Origin of the sequence: Halobiforma nitratireducens JCM 10879, from assembly GCF_000337895.1 — an archaeon.
Classification (GTDB): Archaea; Halobacteriota; Halobacteria; order Halobacteriales; family Natrialbaceae; genus Natronobacterium; species Natronobacterium nitratireducens.
Genome location: NZ_AOMA01000128.1, coordinates 26,751 through 45,521 on the forward strand (window position 1 = coordinate 26,751; position 18,771 = coordinate 45,521).

14 protein-coding genes and 1 pseudogene are annotated in these 18,771 nt (G+C 63.0%); 8 read left to right on the forward strand and 7 right to left on the reverse strand.

Going from position 1 to position 18,771, the window contains the following annotated elements; all coding sequences use genetic code 11:
• Window positions 1-249: 249 nt before the first annotated feature.
• Window positions 250-1,437: a bifunctional sugar-1-phosphate nucleotidylyltransferase/acetyltransferase gene (glmU, locus tag C446_RS12935; protein ID WP_006673563.1), complete on the reverse strand. Its 1,188-nt coding sequence runs from the start codon at window positions 1,435-1,437 to the stop codon at window positions 250-252.
• A 391-nt stretch (window positions 1,438-1,828) separates the two neighbouring features.
• On the opposite strand from glmU, the gene C446_RS20070 reads away from it, so the two are divergent.
• Window positions 1,829-2,038: a DUF7563 family protein gene (locus C446_RS20070; protein ID WP_083861123.1), complete on the forward strand. Its 210-nt coding sequence runs from the start codon at window positions 1,829-1,831 to the stop codon at window positions 2,036-2,038.
• 300 nt (window positions 2,039-2,338) lie between these two features.
• Here the strand turns inward: C446_RS20070 and glmM are convergent, their stop codons facing one another.
• Window positions 2,339-3,685: a phosphoglucosamine mutase gene (glmM, locus tag C446_RS12940; protein WP_006673564.1), complete on the reverse strand. Its 1,347-nt coding sequence runs from the start codon at window positions 3,683-3,685 to the stop codon at window positions 2,339-2,341.
• Window positions 3,686-4,164: 479 nt separating this feature from the next.
• Between glmM and C446_RS12945 the strand changes: the two are divergent.
• Window positions 4,165-4,365: pseudogene (locus C446_RS12945) on the forward strand (MarR family transcriptional regulator); the annotation flags it as partial.
• A gap of 133 nt (window positions 4,366-4,498) precedes the next feature.
• On the opposite strand, the gene C446_RS12950 reads toward C446_RS12945, so the two are convergent.
• From C446_RS12950 to C446_RS12960, 3 genes are all read right to left on the reverse strand, one after another.
• Entirely contained in the window at window positions 4,499-5,515 is a 1,017-nt protein-coding gene (locus C446_RS12950; RefSeq protein ID WP_006673566.1) for a lipid II:glycine glycyltransferase FemX, read from the reverse strand.
• Between the two features lie 5 nt (window positions 5,516-5,520).
• On the reverse strand, window positions 5,521-7,158 hold the full coding sequence (locus C446_RS12955) for an alkaline phosphatase family protein (protein WP_006673567.1): 1,638 nt from the start codon (window positions 7,156-7,158) through the stop codon (window positions 5,521-5,523).
• Between the two features lie 383 nt (window positions 7,159-7,541).
• On the reverse strand, window positions 7,542-9,359 hold the full coding sequence (locus C446_RS12960) for an ATP-binding protein (RefSeq protein WP_006673568.1): 1,818 nt from the start codon (window positions 9,357-9,359) through the stop codon (window positions 7,542-7,544).
• Window positions 9,360-9,606: 247 nt separating this feature from the next.
• Here C446_RS12960 and C446_RS12965 point away from each other — a divergent pair, with 247 nt between their 5' ends.
• The 6 genes from C446_RS12965 to C446_RS12990 all read left to right on the forward strand — a co-directional run bounded on the left by C446_RS12965 (window position 9,607) and on the right by C446_RS12990 (window position 14,844).
• A complete protein-coding gene (locus tag C446_RS12965) occupies window positions 9,607-10,851 on the forward strand; it encodes a hypothetical protein (protein WP_006673569.1) in 1,245 nt (414 codons plus the stop codon).
• 203 nt (window positions 10,852-11,054) lie between these two features.
• Window positions 11,055-12,854: a phage tail sheath family protein gene (locus tag C446_RS12970; protein ID WP_049920220.1), complete on the forward strand. Its 1,800-nt coding sequence runs from the start codon at window positions 11,055-11,057 to the stop codon at window positions 12,852-12,854.
• A 59-nt stretch (window positions 12,855-12,913) separates the two neighbouring features.
• Entirely contained in the window at window positions 12,914-13,363 is a 450-nt protein-coding gene (locus C446_RS12975) for a phage tail protein (RefSeq protein WP_006673571.1), read from the forward strand.
• A 154-nt stretch (window positions 13,364-13,517) separates the two neighbouring features.
• Window positions 13,518-14,093, forward strand: coding sequence for a hypothetical protein (locus tag C446_RS12980; protein WP_006673573.1), 576 nt, complete (start codon window positions 13,518-13,520; stop codon window positions 14,091-14,093).
• Entirely contained in the window at window positions 14,090-14,353 is a 264-nt protein-coding gene (locus tag C446_RS12985; protein ID WP_006673574.1) for a DUF6760 family protein, read from the forward strand. Before C446_RS12980 ends, C446_RS12985 begins: the two co-directional genes overlap by 4 nt.
• A gap of 38 nt (window positions 14,354-14,391) precedes the next feature.
• Window positions 14,392-14,844 carry a phage tail protein gene (locus tag C446_RS12990; RefSeq protein WP_006673575.1) on the forward strand — a complete coding sequence of 151 codons (453 nt, stop codon included), beginning with the start codon at window positions 14,392-14,394 and terminating at the stop codon, window positions 14,842-14,844.
• Window positions 14,845-15,310: 466 nt separating this feature from the next.
• Here the strand turns inward: C446_RS12990 and C446_RS20615 are convergent, their stop codons facing one another.
• Together C446_RS20615 and C446_RS13000 are read right to left on the reverse strand one after the other, a co-directional pair.
• Window positions 15,311-15,664, reverse strand: a complete 354-nt coding sequence (locus C446_RS20615) for a HalOD1 output domain-containing protein (protein WP_394295215.1) — start codon at window positions 15,662-15,664, stop codon at window positions 15,311-15,313.
• Between the two features lie 626 nt (window positions 15,665-16,290).
• Window positions 16,291-18,603 (reverse strand): CDC48 family AAA ATPase, encoded by a 2,313-nt coding sequence (locus C446_RS13000; protein ID WP_006673577.1) that lies wholly within the window; start codon window positions 18,601-18,603, stop codon window positions 16,291-16,293.
• Window positions 18,604-18,771: the final 168 nt, after the last annotated feature.

Consider the following 18,771-nt stretch of genomic DNA (forward strand, 5'->3'; position numbering starts at 1 on the left):
CGGGACTACCCCCGACGTTCACGCCCCCGCAGCGTCGGATTCGAGTCGCCTGCCATCGGCGACCGGTTCGAACGGAGGACTGGCGATCGCGTTTACGATCCGCCCCAACCGGCTTCGATGCGATCGTGACAGGATCGTGATCGCAGCGCCGTCGGGACGAGCCGTAGCGATGAGGCACCGATCGTCACCCTCCAAGTGAGACGAAGTCCGCGTCGTCTATAAACGCCACACCTGATACGTCCGGATTCGCTAGCGGTCGCGGTCGACCGTCTCGCCGGGGCGGGTCGTCGCGCCCGCGTCGAGTCGTAGCCCCGGAGTCAGACTCGAGTTGATCCCCGTCTTGACGCCGTCGCCGGCGACGACGCCGAACTTGCGGCGACCGGTCGAGACGCGCTCGCCTTTGACGGTGAACGTCACGTCGTCGTCGTCGTGGCGCAGGTTCGCAACGGTGGTGCCCGCGCCGAAGTTGACCGCGCGTCCGAGAACGCTGTCGCCGACGTACGAGAGGTGGTTGACCGCCGCGCCAGCCGAGACGACGCTGTTTTTGATCTCGACGGCGTTGCCGACCGAGGCGTCTTCGCCGATCAGGGTTGCGCCGCGTACGTAGGCGTTCGGTCCGACCGTCGCGCCGGAACGGATCAGAACCGGCCCTTCGATCACGACGCCGGGTTTCACCGTCGCGCCGTCCTCGACGACCACGTTGCCCTCGAGGTGGGCGGCGTCGCTGACATCGCCGTCGATCCGTCCCTCGAGGTCCCCGATCTTCCACTCGTTTGCCTCGAGCAGTTCCCAGGGCCGGCCGACGTCCATCCAGCGATCGACGGTGACCGGCGTCACGGCGAACTCCTCGATGACTCGCGAGAGGACGTCCGTGATCTCGTGTTCGCCGCGCTCGCTGGCCGGCACCTCGAGCCACTCACGGGCCTTCGCGGGGAACGCGTAGGCCCCGGCGTTCGCGAGGTTCGTCGGCGGTTCGTCGGGTTTTTCGACGATACCCGAGACCGTCCCGTCGTCGGTGCTGAGCACGCCGTAGTTCCGTGGGTCGTCGACCGCCACGGCACAGACGGCGGGTGTACGCTCGAACAGTCGCTCGATTGCAGCCGGCTCGTAGAGGTTGTCGCCGTTGAGGACGGCGAATGGCCCCTCGAGGAGCCCCGCTTTGCGTGCTGCATTCACGGCGTCGGCCGTGCCGTTCTGTTCGGTCTGGACGGCGTACGATACCGGTACGTCGCGGTAGGTCGCCCCGAAGTGCTCTCGGACGGCCTCGGCCTCGTAGCCGACGACGAGGACGATCTCGTCCGCTCCGGCGTCGATCGCCGCGTCGACGGCGTGGGCCGAAAGCGGCCGGTCGGCAACCGGCAGCATCGGTTTCGGAACCGTCTCGGAGAGCGGTCGAATCCGTGTTCCCTTGCCCGCCGCGAGAACGACAGCTTTCATGGCACTAACGTACGGCGATTCCGGGGATAAATATGCAGTATCTACCCATCGTAACCTGCTCGAGGAGTCGGACCCTGGACCGGACACGGGCTGGGTTCTCACGTGTGTGGCGTCGATCGACCGGTTCGGGCCGGTTCGACCGAACCGGTAACCGGTGTCACCATCCGATCGAGTCGGCACGATCGAGCGCGGTCCGCTTTCCGTTCGGTTTCACCGGATTAATCGGTTATTACCGTTTCGAAATACTGAATTTCGGGAGTGAGAGGCAGCAAGGATGCTGGATTTTGACACTGTCGAGCGACCCTGTTCGTGGCGGGAAACCCGATACTAACTTCTCGGAACGGAGTTATGCACTCTATAGTAAATACCCTTCTGTGGCAACGCGTTGGTGATGTCGACGGAACCATCCGACGCGAAGTGGACGCCGATGACGTCTCGAGAACGGACGAGCGCCCCCCGGTGTGTCAACTGCGGGAATCAGGTCACGCGCCAGTTCGCCAGAGTCTTCGGCGACAATCGTGACGTGGTCCACGCCTGCCCGGAATGCGCGACGTACCGAGAGATGAAGACCTCGGATTTCATTCCCAAAGAAGCGAGATAGCGGTGTGAGTACGGCTGGGTTTGCCGTTGTGACGGTTGCCATCCGCCGTTCGTCGCTTCTCGTCTGCGTTTGGCCCTGGGCTGGCCGAGCAGTCGACAGTCGACAGTCGACAGTCGACACGGCGAACCACCCCGTACAGAACCGACCGGACGAACCACCGGCCGTCCGGACTCGAGGCGGCGTCGCATTCCGCACTCCCATCGGTCGCCGACACACCGACTCTCGTGTGAGTGCTGTACGTCATTTCCGGTGGAACCGCGATCCGAAGCGGCCGTCCGGCAATTGGTACGGCAATCCCGCTCAGACGTCCGTCGTGGTTCGTTCTATCGCCTCCTCGACGGCCTCGCTCGCTTCGTCGAACACCCGGTCGACGGCTGCTTCCGAACGGGCTTCCGCCGTGATGCGTACGAGCGGCTCGGTCCCGCTGGCGCGAACCAGAAACCACCCGTCCTCCGTCTCTACCCGCACGCCATCGAGCGTGTCGACCTCCTCGTAGCGGTCGAGCAGTCGTGATCGCACGCGCTCGACGACGGCGGCCTTGTCCTCGACCTCGAGGGAGGTTCGCCGAATCGGGTACCCCCCGATCTCCGCGACCAGTTCCGACAGCGGACCACGGTTCGCGACCAACTCGACCAGTTTGGCCGCCGCGAGCGGTCCATCCGGACAGCGACTCTCCGCGGGCCAGATCCAGGCTCCGCTCGGCTCGCCGCCGAAGACGACGCCGTCGTCGGTGGTTCGTTCGGCGACGTAAACGTCACCGACCTTCGTCCGCGTCACCGCCGCTCCCGCTTCGGCCAGGGCGTCGTCGACCGCCAGACTCGTATCGACCGGTGCGGCGACGGCGACATTGCGGTCGTCGCGCTCCCTGACCGCCGCTCGAGCGAACAGCGCCAGCAACGCGTCTTTCGGGACGAACGTACCCGTCTCGTCGACGGCCACCATCCGATCAGCGTCGCCGTCGTGGGCGATCCCGATCTCCGCGTCGGTGTTCGCGACGAGCGTCTCGAGCGTCTCGAGCGTCTCTCCGGTAGGCTCGCTGGGTCGTCCGGGGAACGAGCCGTCCGGCTGGGCGTTCAGGGTCCGGACCGCACAGCCGAGGTCGTCGAGCACGTGCGGCGTGATCGCGCCGGCTCCGTTGCCGAGGTCGACGACCACGGAAGGCGTCCGCTCGAGCGAGACGGCCTCGGCGATCAGCCCTGCGTGGTCGTCTCTTGCGTGATCGTACTCCCACCGGTCGCCAAGGCCGTCCCACGCCGTGAGGTCGTAGTCGTCTTCGCGAACACGGCGCTCGATCGCATCGCGTTGCTCGGGGCCGAAGGCCTTCCCGGAGGGCATCCAGAGCTTGAGCCCGTTGTCCGTCGCCGGGTTGTGCGAGGCCGTGACGACGATTCCCGCGTCCGCGCCGAGGGCGTCGATCGATCTGGCGACCGTCGGCGTCGACTCGACACCGACCTCGATCACGTCGGTGCCACACTCCCGGAGGCCGGTCGCCGCGGCGTCGACGAGCAGTTCGCCGCTCTTGCGGACGTCCCGTCCGACGACGACCGTCTCGTACCCTTCCGAGCCGACCGCGCGGCCGACCGACAGCGCGAGGGCCGCCGTCACCTCGTCGCCGACGGGGCCACGGATTCCGCTCGTTCCAAACATACCCGTCGCTGACGGCGTCCAGCCCCTTACTATGCGGGGATTACCGGCCCGACGGGGATCGTCCGGTTCGCTCGGCAGATCGCCCCTCGCCGACGGTCCTCGACCGACCGCCGATACGGAGATCGGTCGGCCGTTCACGCGGCGTTAGTACATCCCTATATTTCTGAACCGTCTGGAGCGTATATACCGCGGATCGTCGTACGAACTGATACGAACGTATGAGCGCTACCGATCGCGATTCCGACGTCGATGCCGACGCCGACGCCGAGACCGAGGTCGAAGGGGAATCACCGGCCGGCGATTCCGAGCCACCAGAGGACGGGCCGAACCAGGGCTCGGAGGCAGGGTCCGAACGCGGACTCGAGCCGGAGTCGAAACCGAAACCGAAGCCGAAGCCGGAGCCGGACCCGAACCTCGAACACGAGACCGAGCGCAACGTCGACGCCGAGGCCCCACCGGACCCCGAAACCGCCGTCGGCGACCTCCCACCCAGCGCCAAACTGGTCTACAAGGTTCTCGAGTACGAGGGATCGTTGACCCAGGAAGAGATCGCCGGCGAATCGCGGCTCTGCTCGCGAACCGTCCGTTACGCGCTCGACAAACTCGAGGGGAACGAGCTGGTCGTCAGTCGGGTCTGTCTCGAGGACGCGCGACAGTCGAAGTACTGGATTCCGGAGTAATTCAGGCGATTACTGTCCGTTCCCGGGAGATCACGATTTGTCTGCGGGCCGGATGGGTCTCGTTACTCGTTACTCGTTGCTCGTTGCTCGTTGTTTGTTGCTCGTTGCTCGTTACTCGTTACAGCGACCCCCCTCAGCGCAGCTTTCTGTACCGGTCGACCACCAGGTCGAGTCCGAACGCACCGGCAGTAATCGTGTAGTTCGTCTCGAGTTGCGGGTTGAACTTCGCCTTGTAGCGGTTGATGCTCGGCACCCCGGCACCGACGAGGTCGTACCGCTCGAGGCCGTCGTGGAAGCCGTCCCGCATCACGTGCCAGTCCAGCAGGTCGTTGATCGCCAGATCAACGTCGGCGTCGGGCTTGACGCCGCCCTGCCACCGGTACCGGGTCGTGTCCGATTCGACGACCAGGATCCCGCCGACGACCTCGTCTTCCACTCGACAGACGTACGGTCGGATCGAGCCGTCGGGCAGCGTCGCGTGTGCGGCCTGAGCGAACTCCGGCGTCAGGTGAAACGGTTGCCCCTGGCTCTCGTAGCGCTGGGCGACCTGTTCGACGATCCGGGCGACGTCCTCGTTGTCGCCTTCCTCGACGACGTACTCGTCTTCCTCGGCGTTCCGGACGTTACTCCGCGCGTCGCTGCTGAACTGCTCCGCCAACTCCGCCTCGCTGTCGGGTGTGGTCAGATCGACGACGTACGTGTATCCCGGTTCGACGTCGAACCCGTTCCAGACGAACGGCCGGACGTCTTCGAACTCCGCGGCGACGATCTTGGTGTATACCGGCGATACCTCCCGCTCGATCCACTCGATCGACCCCTCGAGGAAGCGCTTGACCCGTCGGTCGGCCTTGCGCTGTTTCAGCTTGTCGACGTTCAGCGTCGCCGGACCGAGGTAACAGGACCACGACCGCGGGGCCGGGGAGAACGCGCCGGTGATCGGCCCGCGTTCGTACGCGAAGATCGGAAAGAGCCCGACGGCTTCCTGCCCTTTGAATCCAGCCAGCAGGTGTGGCGTCGTGTCGGTGTCGTCGGCCTGGAGCTGCAGTGCTTCGGCCCGGAAAAACGGGTTCGTTCCGTCGGAGCGCTCGACGTACCGGTTCCACTCGTCGGCGTCGGTCCAGGGGTCTAGCGTCGTAATTTCGATGCTCATAGCTGTCAGAGATAGCCCAAATCCGAGAGGCGATCCTCGACGACCGTATCGTCGGTCGCCGTGACCGGCTCGGCTTCGTAGGCTGGATATTCGGCTTCCGTTCCCGGGTCGACGATCGGCAGCGGATCGCCGTCCATCGCCGCGTCGATCGGCACGTCGAACAGCGCACAGATCGTCGGCGCGACGTCGAAGATCGTCGCCCCAGCGTCCTCGAGCGGGACCGTCTCGTCGAACGCCGGCCCGGCCGCCGCGACGACGCCAGTCCGTTTGTGGTTCCACGGCTCCATCGGCTCGCCGAACTGCTCTGTTCCGAGTTCCGTGGTCACCGCGTTGTCGAAGTCGGCGGGGACGGTGACGACGTCGGGTGCCTCGTCGACGTGTGGCCCCTCGAAGTACGTCTCACGGGGCTCGACCGCGTCGAACACCGGATCGCCGTCGGGCGTTCGGACGGCGGACAGTTCCGCGATGAGTTGTTCTCGAACCTGCTCGTACTCGGACTCCGGAACCAGTCCGTCGGGTTCGCGCCCCTCGAGATTGATCCGGACCCCGAGTTCGCTTTTGGAACGCATGTAGACACGCGAGTTGGGGAAATCGACTCCTTCACTCGCGGCACGGATCAAGTCGTTGGGGACGCGGCTGCCGACCGGCTCCTTGAGGCCGACGCGATCGAGTGTGGCGGCCACGCGCTGGGTCGTGAGGCCGACGCGGGCGGCGACAGCCAGCGCGGTTTCGACCACGCTCCGGTCGCCTTCGTGTTCGCCGGCTTCGTCCCCTTCGAGGAGGTCGTTCTCCCAGCTTTTCGACCAGTCGGGCATCCCCCCGCCGTTCTCCGTCCCCTTCACGTCGCCTCGATCCCTGAGGAACTCGTTGATCCGGAACTCGTGGCCGGTGACTCGTCCCATGCCGTGGTCGCTGACGATCAAGACGTTGTCTGGAGCGGTCTCCTCGAGCGTCGCTTCGAGCTGTCGGTCGACGGCCCCGTAGACCGCCTCGATCGCCTTCCTGTCGCCGGGTCGGTCGTGGAAGACGGTGTCGGTAATCTGGAACTGGAGGAACCCAAACTCCGGCTCCAGTCGGCGACAGAGGTACCGGAACGCCTTCCCGCGCTTCTCTGCGGTCCGTTCGTAGCTTTCGATCGACTGGTCGGGTTCGGGCCCGCTGCGCGGATAGACCCGGTAGCCACCGCAGGCGATCTCGACATCCTCGAGGATCCCCGCTGGGTGACACTCGGGTTCTTCCGGCGCGGTCATCCCCGGGATCAACGCCCCGTCGAACGCTCGAGCGGGGTGGGTCACCGGGAGATTGACGACGACGCTGGTGTAGCCATGCTCGGAGAGGAGTTCCCAGACCGGCCGCTCGCGGACGTGGGTCGCGTTCACTACGTCCCACTCGTATCCATCGAACGTCAGGAAGTCGTAGACGCCGTGTTTTCCGGGGTTCTTTCCGGTGTAAAGCGAGGGCCACGCACTCGCCGACCAGGGTGGAATCTGCGACTCGAGGGGCCCGTCGGTTCCGGACTCGAACAGCCGCCGTATCGCCGGCACTGCCCCTGATTCGAACAGCGGTTCGAGAACGGGCCGACAGCCCGCGTCGAGTCCGACGACGAGTAACTCGAGATCGGTGTCGTCGGTCGGTTCCGTCATAGGCCAGCGATTCACGTGTCGGTGCTTTGTTATGCGAGCGTTTTTGCCCTGTAGGCCGGCGCTTCCGCAACGACTCGCGATGCCGTCGCGGACGCCCAGTGTGCGGATCGGACGGGTTTCGTCCTGTAAGCCCGGACTGGGATCGGCGGGGAGAGCGTACCCGCGGAAATATTAAGTCCGGTATGGAGACCCGGTGGGTGCATGACCGGGTTAGATGTGGGACCGATGGCTGCGTGACCACCGGTATCGCGTGGTCGGAGTTCGTCGCGGATGGTCGAATACGCGTGCGATTGCGCCCACGGGCGATAGCTCGATCACCTGCGACGGGTGTGTACGACACTCCAAGAGACCAGTCACCGACGCTCGACCGCCACCACAGCCGATCAGTCCTCGACCGCCAGCAGCGTCGAGCGAACGTCCTCCGAGAGCGCGTACGACCGTTCGTGTCGCCGGTCGAGCACCGCTTCGGTGCGCAGTTCCGAGAGCAGTCCCTGGATCGCCACCGGCGAGCGGTCGACCCGCTCTGCGATCGTCTCCGTCTCGAGCGGTTCGTTCCGCGCGAGCGTCGATAACACTCGTCCCGCCGTTTCGACAGTACACTGGGACCGCTCGCTTGCCGCCTCGAGTCGCTCGCCAAGCGGTGTCGACTCGAGGCGATCCGCCAGCGTCTCCTGATCCGTCGCGACGAGGAGTCCATCGTCGTCCCCGGCGAAGGGACCGTCGTTACTCCCGACCTCGCCGTCGCCGTCGGCCGTCACGACTTCCCCGTCCGACTCGTCGAGGACCGCATTCGTCTGGTCCGTCTCCGTCTTCGGCTCCGTGTACCCGTACTCGACCGGATCGCCGCCGACCTGAACGATGTCGTCGTCCGCGGACGCCTCCGCTCTCCCTTCGCTCGCGCCGTCTTCGTCCCCGACCCGGTCGCTCTCGAGCCGTCGAATCTCCTCGCGCAACCGCTCGTTTTCTTCCCGAAGCCGTTCCATCGCGTCGGCGCGGGACTGGACCTGCAACTCGAGTTTTTCGATTCGCTCCTCGCGCTCTTCCAGCGTCTCCTCGAGTTCGTCCCGCTCGGCCTCGAGATCGACGATCTCTTCGTGGAGCTGTCGGACGTCTTCGCTTCCGGCCCCGGCCGCACTCTCGTCGGGCAACTGGGTCTGGAACGTCTCGGGCTGTGTCAGTGCGTCGGCCATCTGCTTCGCTGCCGAGGAAACGTCGCGGGCCGACTCGAGTTCGTCCTCCAAGGTTTCGATCCGCTTTTCTTTCTTCTCGAGTTCGTTCTCGAGCTGGTGGATGCGGTCCTGTTCGCGCTCTTGGCGCTCGGATATCTTCTCGAGGTCGCCGACCAGCGAGTCCGAGACGGATTTGAGGTCCGGTCGTTCGAAGTCGTCCAAACCGGGGGTTGCGCCGGCGTCGAACGTCCGCTTGCGGCGGAACTGCACCTTCCGCACTTCCACGTCGTTCCAGTCGGTCTGGACGAACGCCTGCCCGTCGTCCAGATCGGCGACGAGCTCCGAGTACTCGCTGTCGATGATCCGGCCGACGACCTTCGTGTCGTTGTTCCAGGTCAGCCGGTGCCAGACCAGCCAGTTGGCCTGGGTGATGAAGTCTTTCTTGACGTCGGCGGGGCGCTGGCTGATCCCCAAGATACCCAGGCCGTGTTTCCGGCCACGCTTGCTGATCTTGATCAGCAGGTTCCCCGTCTCACCGACGCCGCCACCTTCGGGAATGTACTCGTGGACCTCCTCGACGACCAGCAGGAACGGCTTTTTGAGTTTCTTCTCTTTGACGAACAGCTGGCGAGCGATCTTGCGTAGCAACTCGTCGGCGACGTCCTCGTCGAGATAGCCGGAAACGTCCAGAATGATCGGGACGTTCTCCTCCAAGGCGAGTTCGGCCATCTGCTCGGCGTGCTCGGGGCCGATCTGGATGTCACACTCCTCGTCGGCTCCGGCGTGGAGCATCTCGTACTCCTCTTTGAGTCCGTAGTACTCACCGTCAGTGTCGACGATAAGCAAGGGAAAGCCGGCCTCGAGCAACTCCTCCGCGATGACCGAGGCAGTGTTGGACTTGCCCGAGCCGGACTTTCCGGTTACGAACCCACGACCCGTCAGGAGTTCGACGACCGGCAAGTAGAGGTCGTCTCCGTGGTCCGTTTCGCCGACGAGGATTTCGCGCCGTTGATCGCCGGTTCCGTCGGTCACCGCGAGATCACCTCTCCCTTGCTCTGGGCCTCACCTTCGGACACGCGTTCGCTCGCGACCGCGTCGTTCATGTTATCCGTACAGTCCGAACGCGGTACCTTGAATATTGGCCTCGCGTTTCCCCTCTCTGTTCCGCCGTCGAAACGGACGAAAACGAGGGAACTGTCTGGTGCTGGTAACGAGTAGCGCAAAATTAGTCTCCCAAATATTTTAATAAAGCCGATCTGTATAAGCAGACGAGACGGAAATGAAGGGGCCTTCACAGGAGTTTAGCGGTCCGAACGACGATCTCTCTCAATTCAGCAAAAACCGGTTTTTCCAGGGGAAGCTGATGACTCCCCGGGTCATGGAGATCGACCGATCGTACCACGCCGAGCGGTTGCAGACGATCGCCCGCCACGTTATCGGATCGGGCATCGTCTCTGGACTCGAGGTGGAGTCGATCGAATCGGCCGGCGACGGGATCGAAGTAACGCTCACCTCCGGACTCGCACTCGACGGACGTGGACGGCCCATCGTCGTCGAGCAGACGACGACCACGACGCTGCCGTCGGTCTCCGCCGACGAAATCTATCTGTTCATCGAGTACGACGAGGTGGCGGCCGAAACCGTTCCGGTCCCCGACACTGACGGCGCGGTCGACGACGACACCGTCCCGAACCGACTCGTCGAAACCTTCGAACTCACCCACCGGGAGACGCCACCCGAAACGTCGTCCGCGCCCGAGGAGTTCGACCCGACGGCCGTCGACCCCGACGGCGGAGACCTCGATTCGGTCGCCCGGAAGCTAGCGAACTGGTACCACGAGCAGTATCGTATCGGCCCGGACGCGACGGACGAGCCCGCCGTTCCTCTCGGTGGCTACGAGCGAACGCCCGACGGCTCGTGGATCGAGATCGACGGTGAGACCGTTCGTCCGCACGTGTACGATCACGAAACGCTCGCCGCGTTGCTCGTCGGGCATCTCACGGATACCGACAACCCTCACGAAACGCCCGTCCACGAACCGGTCGATCCGAACCCCGACGTGGCGGACATCGAAACACGTCTTGGAGCCGTCGAGGAGTCGCTTCGGGACCTGGAACGGGAACGGAACACGCTCGCCCGCTACTCCCTTCGGAAGACCATCAAGGATCGCGCCAGGTTCTTCGACCGCCTCAGCGAACGGATCGAAGCCCACCACGGAGAGAGTAGCCGATCGGCTCGAGAAATCGCACAGCTTTCCGACGCGGAGATCGCCGATGGAGAGGCCGTCCGCGAGGAGTACGCCCAGCACCTTTCGACGGTGCTTCCGTCGCTTATCGAACTCGGCGAACAACTCGAGGGCGTCGTCACCGAGCGGTCGCTCGAACGGTATCTCCGTGCAGTCTCACAGCTCCAGTCGACGCTGGAAACGGATGCAGAACTGGTCGAACTGATCGATGCGGACGACCGCGTCTGTGAAACGGTCGACTCCCTCGACGTCCTCGTCGACGTCGTTCCTGATACCTAATGGCTGCTCCCACGAACTGTATCCGCCGAACGACGCCGGTTCGGATGTCGCATTACCTAACGGTACGTTCAAATCTGCCGAACAATCTTATTTTTGTATATTTTTGCTGATGCTGAATACGCCCTGTGCGATGTAAATATCGTAAAATATATTAATACAATGAGACGATCTCTATAACGTAGCACGTCTGGAAGAGGATATAAATGCCAGAGTATCAAGCACCCGGAGTTTACGTCGAAGAAGAAAGCACTGGAAGCAAATCAGTCGAAGGTGTAAGTACCAGTACGGCAGGATTTTTGGGACAGACAGTTCGTGGACCGGTCGAACCACAGCTCATCACGAGCTACAACGAGTTCGAGCGCATCTATGGGTCGAGCCCACCGGAGTCGGATCTAGATGTCGCGATCAACGGCTTCTTCAAGAACGGCGGAAGCCGATGTTACGTCGGTCGGGTCACTGCGGCCGACCCCAACGATGTCGCGACGAGAACGCTGATCGACGACGAGAAGAACGACGTTCTCGAACTCGAGGCGAACGGGCCCGGCGACTGGGGAGAAAACGTCGCCGTGATCGTTCGCGACGGACAGCACCCAGATCAGTTCGATCTGATCGTCCGGTACTGGTCGTGTGATCGGGCCGAAGTCATGGACCCGGACGGCGACCGCCCCGAACCCTCGCCTGATGTCGAAGAGGTGTTCGATGGACTGTCCGCGGACCCCAAGTCCAGCCAGTTCTACGAAAAGCAACTGACGAGTTCCGTACTGGTCGAGGTCGAATATCTCGACGACGGACAGCCGAAAAACGGACTCGTCTGGTTGAGTCGAGACGACCACGATATCCGTACCGACGGCGGCCGCGAAATCCGCACCGATGGCGGGGTCGTCGAAGCCGATCGGGAAGACGTGCTGCACATTCCGGACGACCTGGACGAACTCACGGACGAAGACCGTGAATCGCTCGCCGAGTCGGTCGATATCGACGCTGATCCGTCTTCCGAGGAATTCCTCGACGAACTCGAGCAAATCCGAGACGGCGATCGGGAGGTCGACGCCGAAGTCGTGACGGAACTGCCGGCACAGACACAGGCCGACGCCGAACCCGACACCGATGCCGAATCGGATACTGCGTTCGAGTCCGACACCGAAGAGGAAGTCTCTCTGAGCGATTACGAGGGCGTCGACAAACCCGGCCTTCGTACCGGTCTCGCAGCGTTCAAAGCTATCGACGACATCTCCCTCGTCTGTGCCCCCGACGAAAACGATGTACAGGGGCTGACTGACGCGCTCGTCGCACACTGTGAGAACATGGGAGACCGATTCGCGATCCTCCAGTCGCCGCAGACTCCGGGACCCGTCTCCGAGATGGAGACGCCGGTGGACTCCTCGTATGCGGCCTACTACTACCCCTGGGTCAAGGTCCTCGACCCGGTGACGAACCGGGAGAAGTTGGCTCCACCGGGCGGTCACATCGCCGGGATCTACTCCCGGAGCGACATCAGTCACGGCGTTCACAAGGCCCCCGCGAACGAACCGCTTCGCGGGATCGTCGGCCTGCAGCGTGACATCACGAAAGGCGAACAGGATGTCCTCAACCCGAAGGGCGTCAACTGTATCCGGAGCTTCCAGGGACGCGGCACTCGCGTGTGGGGCGCTCGGACTTGTTCCAGCGACCCCGAGTGGAAGTACATCAACGTTCGCCGGCTGTTCCTCTACATCGAGCAGTCGCTCGAAGAAGGGACCCAATGGGCCGTCTTCGAGCCCAACGACGAGGACCTCTGGGCACGCATCCGCCAGTCCACCGAGAAGTTCCTCAAGACGGTCTGGCGCGAAGGCGGCCTCCAGGGTTCGACGGCCGACGAAGCGTTCTTCGTCCGCTGTGGGGAAGAGACGATGACCCAGGACGACATCGACAACGGTCGTCTCATCGTCGAGATCGGAATTGCACCGGTCAAGCCCGCAGAGTTCGTCGTATTCCGGATCTCACAGGATACCGGTACCGCCTGATTCGCCTGATCGAACAGCTCGCAAACTAACCTAGCAGACAACAGATACACAACACAACAATGCCTGAACACGGACCACTTCCAAGCACAGAATTCAAAGTCGAACTCGACGGCGTCGAGGTTCCCGGTTTCCTCGAGGTCAAGCTGCCGAAAAAGGAGACCGAGGAGTACGACTACCGCGAGGGTGACGACGCAAAGCACGCCCGCAAGATGTTCGGCGACGTTCACTACTCGCCGCTCGTCTTGGCCCGTGGTGCCGACGAGAAAAACGACGCGATCGGCGACTGGCTCAAGGCCGTCGAAGAAGGTAACGAGGACGACGCTCGGAAAGATATCGCCGTGGTCATCATGGACCAGTCTGGCGACAACGCGATCCGGTACGAGTTCTCCGAAGCGTGGGTTCGCGAGTACGAACCACCGACGCTGAACGCACAGGCCGGCGGCGGGGAGGCGCTGGCGGTCGAGACGTTCACCGTCGAGTTCGAGGAAATGGAGCGCAAGAACGTATGACAACACAGACGCCGTCCGGGCACGAGTACACGCTCGATCACACCTGGTACGGCGATGCGTGCCGCCTCGACAGTGAGGGGCATCTCCATACCGGAAGTGCCACCTCGCACGTCAGCAGTCTCACCGTCACCTACACGACGGACAGAGGTCACGAATGAGCGATCAAACACTCCAGACCGAGTTCGAGTTCACCCTGCCGAGAGGGTACGTCGACGACGACGGGACCCTGCACAAAGAGGGGCGGATGCGGCTAGCGACGGCTGCAGACGAGATCCAGCCGCTTCAGGATCCGAAGGTACAGTCGAACCAGTCGTACCTGACGATCACGCTGCTTGGCAGAGTCGTCACCGAACTCGGCACGCTCGAGACGGTCGATCGGAGCGTCATCGAAAACCTGTTCGTCACCGACCTGGAGCACCTCCAGGCGATGTACGAACGGATCAACAACCGCGGCCGGAATACCGTCGTGACCGGTTGTCCGGAGTGTGGCCACGAGTTCGAAGCCGACGTCATGAGCGGGATGCCCCACACTACCGAGGGCGGTCCCGACGCCGACGCCGATGTCGATCACTCGAGCCCGGCTGTAACGGGTGACGGTGGCGGCGACGGTGGCCCACACGACGATACGGCATTCGAAACGGCGATGACCCGTGACGGTGCCGATGGTGCCGACGACGGCGAAGACGCCGACAGCGGTGGTGAGCTCACGACGGGAAATCCGACCGAGTGATACAGCTGTACGACCGCGACACCCTCTACGAGGAGGTTGCGTTCGTCGCGTACCACTTCGGGTGGAGCCGCGATGAAGTGCTCTCGCTTCCTCACTGGGAGCGACACCGGTGGTGCGAAGAAATCAGCGAGATCAACGAACGGATGAACGACGGCACCCCGTCGGCACCGCAGGAACAGTCCCAGCCCGAACAGAGCGGAAGCATCCTCGGCGACGACGGTGAGGGGACGCTCCTCCAGAACTCGCTCGAGGACCTCTAAGCGTATTCGTCCCCACCTTTCCACACGACATACCACAGATGACATACACGGATCAGAGCGACCCTTACACACAGTTCAATTTCGAGGTACAGGTCGACGGCGAACCCGTAGCCGGATTCTCGGAGATATCCGGGATCACGATGCAACTGGAGACAGTCGAGTACAGGGAGGGTGGCGTGAACGACCACGTCCATTCCCTGCCGGGGACGTTCTCTCACGCGAACCTCGTGATGGAACGCGGCATGACCGAGGATGCGACGTTCTGGCAATGGGTACAGGACGTTATGAGCGGCAACGTGACGCGAAAAGACGTCGTTATCAAACTCCAGGAAGGTTTCCAGGGCCAGAGCGTCTGGGGCTGGGAGTTTACCGGTGCCTATCCGACGCGGTGGCAGGGCCCCGATCTCGTCGGCGCGAAAAACCGAATGGCTTTCGAGTCGCTCGAGTTGACCTACCAGCGATTCGACACGGTGTCGGGGATGCCGGAGTAGTCGATCGGACTCGAGTCGGTCGATCCGGAGACTGCTACGGCTGGCGGACACCTCGCGACGGGTCGTCTCCGCCGTGCCGTCGCCGTCCGTGTACTGTCCAGACGGGGTATCGTCGTCGACACGTACGAACGGGTCCTCTTACTCGTCGTTTCGCCGTCGGTTCACGTCGTCGTTACTGCCGTTTGCGGACACAATGGCGCTCGCGAGTTCGGCGGTGACCATCGGGGACTGATACTGGGAGCAAAACTACGCGAAGCCGATCATGCTGCTGGAGTCGCACTGTTAGACGTCGAGTTCACGATCGACTTCGTACTGACTGCTGTCCGACAGTCTGAACAACTAAATGGGCCTGTCGATCCGAGCGTTCAAGGGCTCCGCGAAAGTCATCGACCCCGCGGGCCTGGCGAGCGTCTCGGGTCGGTTCGACCGAAAACCCGAGGGATGGCCGGAACCCGCTCGGCGTGCGTTACTGCTCGCCGTCGGTCACCACTGCGTCGTCGGTCGCGACAGTCACTCGATAACCGGCGTACTCGAACCTGACGGTGGCGTCCGCGGGCGACTCGAGGATGACAGCCACGGTCTCGGGTTCGACGGCGTCGTACAGCGGTGGCAGTGCCGTCAGGGCACAGTCCTCGCGGGTTGCGGTTCGCTCGAGGGCGTCATCGAGTGCTGGATGATGGTGGAGGAGGTCGTGGGAGGGTCGGGGTTTTCGACGAACGAGACCGAGAGCGAGAGCGAGAGCGAAACCGCGACCGTCGTCTCGCAGTCGGGGCGGGTAGTTGTCTGGTCCGGAGGCTGGATACGGACGGCTGTCCGACAGTCACTTCGGCGTGGTTTTCTCGAGATCATGTGTCTCTGCGTTTGTGGCCCCGACACGGGAGAGAACAATCACTCGAGTACGCTGTACCCAGTTGTCTGGAATTGGCGGGCGTCGGTAGGTCTTTATTTTGCCAACGTCAACGATGGCTGCTCCCGCCATGCGGGGGTACTGCTTGCGAGCAGGAGTGTCAGGGTGGAGCCATACACTCCGGCTCTTGTGCACTTTCGTGCGCATCCATCCGTTACGCAATCGCCTCCAAAATGATTAGTATATTGACTAGTTAGTGGCGAAGCTGCTGGCCGCCAACTCGTATCCGAGAGCGGCTATCGTGCTTCCGGACCCAAATAGATCGCCTCGAGTGTCCCACTTATCTTGTCCCTTCCGGAGGAGAGAAAATTATTATCAGTACAGAGACAGGGCCCATTCAGTGACTGGGTGGGCGAACTGGACAGCACGTCGACAGAGTTCCTACCCATACCATCGACCAGAAGAGCAAAAATGCAGGCTTTGAATCGATTGGCCGGGGAGACGACGCAGTCGCGCTCGCGTCGTCAGTCCGAAGGTCGATCCAGCGGTCCTCGACACGGACACGGACGGCCGCCGCTATAGCGGCCGGCGGCGCACCGCTACGGTGCCCCGTCGAACTGCCGCTCGAGTTCTTCGTAGTGGCGTTTCGTTGCGTCGTCGACGCTCGGACTGGTCGCCTTGATCGCGTGGTCGAAGTGATCGGCAGTCACCGTAATCGTGCCGACGTCGTCCTCGATGTCGGCCGGCGTCTTCTCGTCGACGAACTGCCGGGCCGCCTCCATCGCGGCTTCGCGACAGACAGCCTCGATATCCGCCCCGACGTGACCCTGCGTACGACCGGCGAGACGAGCTAGTTCGACCTCGTCCCCGATCGAGCGGTGTGTCGTGTGGACGTCGAAGATTTCGCGGCGTGCCTGGTCGTCAGGAATCGGAACGTGGATCTGCCGATCGAACCGTCCGGGGCGCAACAACGCGTCGTCGATGAGGTCCGGCCGATTACTGGTCGCGATCACGATGACGTCCTCGAGTTCCTCGAGTCCGTCCAGCTCCGTCAGTAACTGGGAGACCACACGTTCCTGTACGCCGGAGCTGTCGCCACCGCTACTGCGCTCGGCGGCGATCGCGTCGATCTCGTCGAAGAAGATCACCGCGGGGGCGTTCGAACGAGCCTTCTCGAACACTTCCCGGACGCCTTTTTCCGACTCGCCGACGTACTTGTTGAGCAGTTCAGGCCCCTTGATCGAGATGAAATTGCTCTGGGCTTCGCTGGCGACGGCCTTGGCGAGCAGCGTCTTCCCAGTGCCCGGCGGCCCGTACAGCAACACCCCGTTTGCCGCGGTGAGATGGAGTTCGTCGAAGACGGGACCGTATTCGAGGGGCCACTGTATCGTTTCGCGGAGCCGCCGTTTCGTGTCCTCCAGTCCGCCAACGTGGTCCCACGAGACGTCCGGCACTTCGACGAACACCTCGCGAAGCGCGGAGGGGTCGACGCTGCTCATCGCCCGCTGGAAGTCGTCTTCCGTGACCTCGATCGCCTCGAGTACCTCGGCATCGATCGTATCGCTTTCGAGATCGAGATCCGGTCGGACGCGACGCAACGCTCGCATCGCGGCTTCTTTCGCGAGTTGCTCGATGTCGGCCCCGACGAAGCCGTGGGTGTCCGCGGCGTACTTTTCGAGGTCGACATCTTCCGAGATCGGCATCCCGCGGGTGTGGACATCGAGGATTTCACGACGACCGTCCTTGTCCGGGACGCCGACCTCTATCTCGCGGTCGAAGCGGCCGCCACGCCGGAGCGCGGGGTCGATGGCATCGACGCGGTTGGTGGCACCGATGACGACGACTTCGCCGCGCTCTTCTAGACCGTCCAGAAGCGAGAGCAATTGTGCGACGATCCGACGCTCGACGTCCCCGCTGGTCTCCTCGCGCTCCGGGGCGATAGAGTCGATCTCGTCGATGAAAACGACGGCTGGCGATTGTTCGGTCGCTTCCTCGAAGACCGACCGGAGTTGCTCTTCGGACTCGCCGTAGTACCGGGACATGATCTCCGGCCCGGAGATGTCCGTAAAGAAGGCGTCAATCTCGTTCGCGACGGCCTTCGCGATCATCGTCTTCCCCGTTCCTGGCGGGCCATGAAGGAGGACTCCTTTCGGCGGTTCGATCCCCAGCTGCTGGAACAGTTCGGGGTACCGCATCGGCAACTCGATCATCTCCCGGACCTGCTCGAGTTCGTCGTCGACGCCTCCGATGTCTTCGTATGTGACATCGGGCGGAGACGACTCCGACTGTGACTGGGGCTGGCCTTGGGTTTCGGTGTCGGCTTCTGACGCGGCCCCGTTACCCTCTTTGCGTTGCTTTCCTTGTCCGTGGGACTGGGCGCGCTCGCGCTGTCGCTCGCTCGCCCGTTCTTTCACAGTGAGGTTCGTAGAGCCGACGACGACGACCGTGCCGTCAGTCGGTTCCGCCCCCGCGACCTCCACCGGAATGCGTTGTTCCGGAACGGAGGACCCGGGACCGAGCCCCAGGGAAATATCGACGCTCTGTCCGGGGTCGACGGCCCTTCCCTTGAGTTTTCGTTTGACGATCGGCGCGAGATCACCGTCGACGCGAAGCGTCTCGGGGACGGTTACCGTAAGCGTCGTTGCGGCCGGGAGATCGGCTGCCGACACCGTGACGGTGTCGCCGAGACTGACCCCGGGAGCTTGGCGGAGGTGGCCGTCGATGCGAATGACCCCGAGATCTTCGTCTTCGGGGTACCCCGGCCAGACGCGAGCAGCAACTTCGCCCTCGCTTCCTTCGATAAAAACGTAGTCACCGTTTTCGATATCCAGTTCTGCCATTGCCGTTCGATCGATGGCGGCGAGACCGCGACCTGCGTCTTTCTGTTTGAGGGATCTGACGGTAAGTTCCATTTACTCAATTAAATGGTAGAAGCCGACATCTCATTAATACTTTCTTATTAGTTTCCGGTCGGAAATTCACTCGCCGACCCATCCTCGTTCAGTCGGCTCTTTCGGACAGTTATCACCGTAATACGTCGAATTCGGCATAGGCATTCTTTTCGATTTTCACTTCTATTT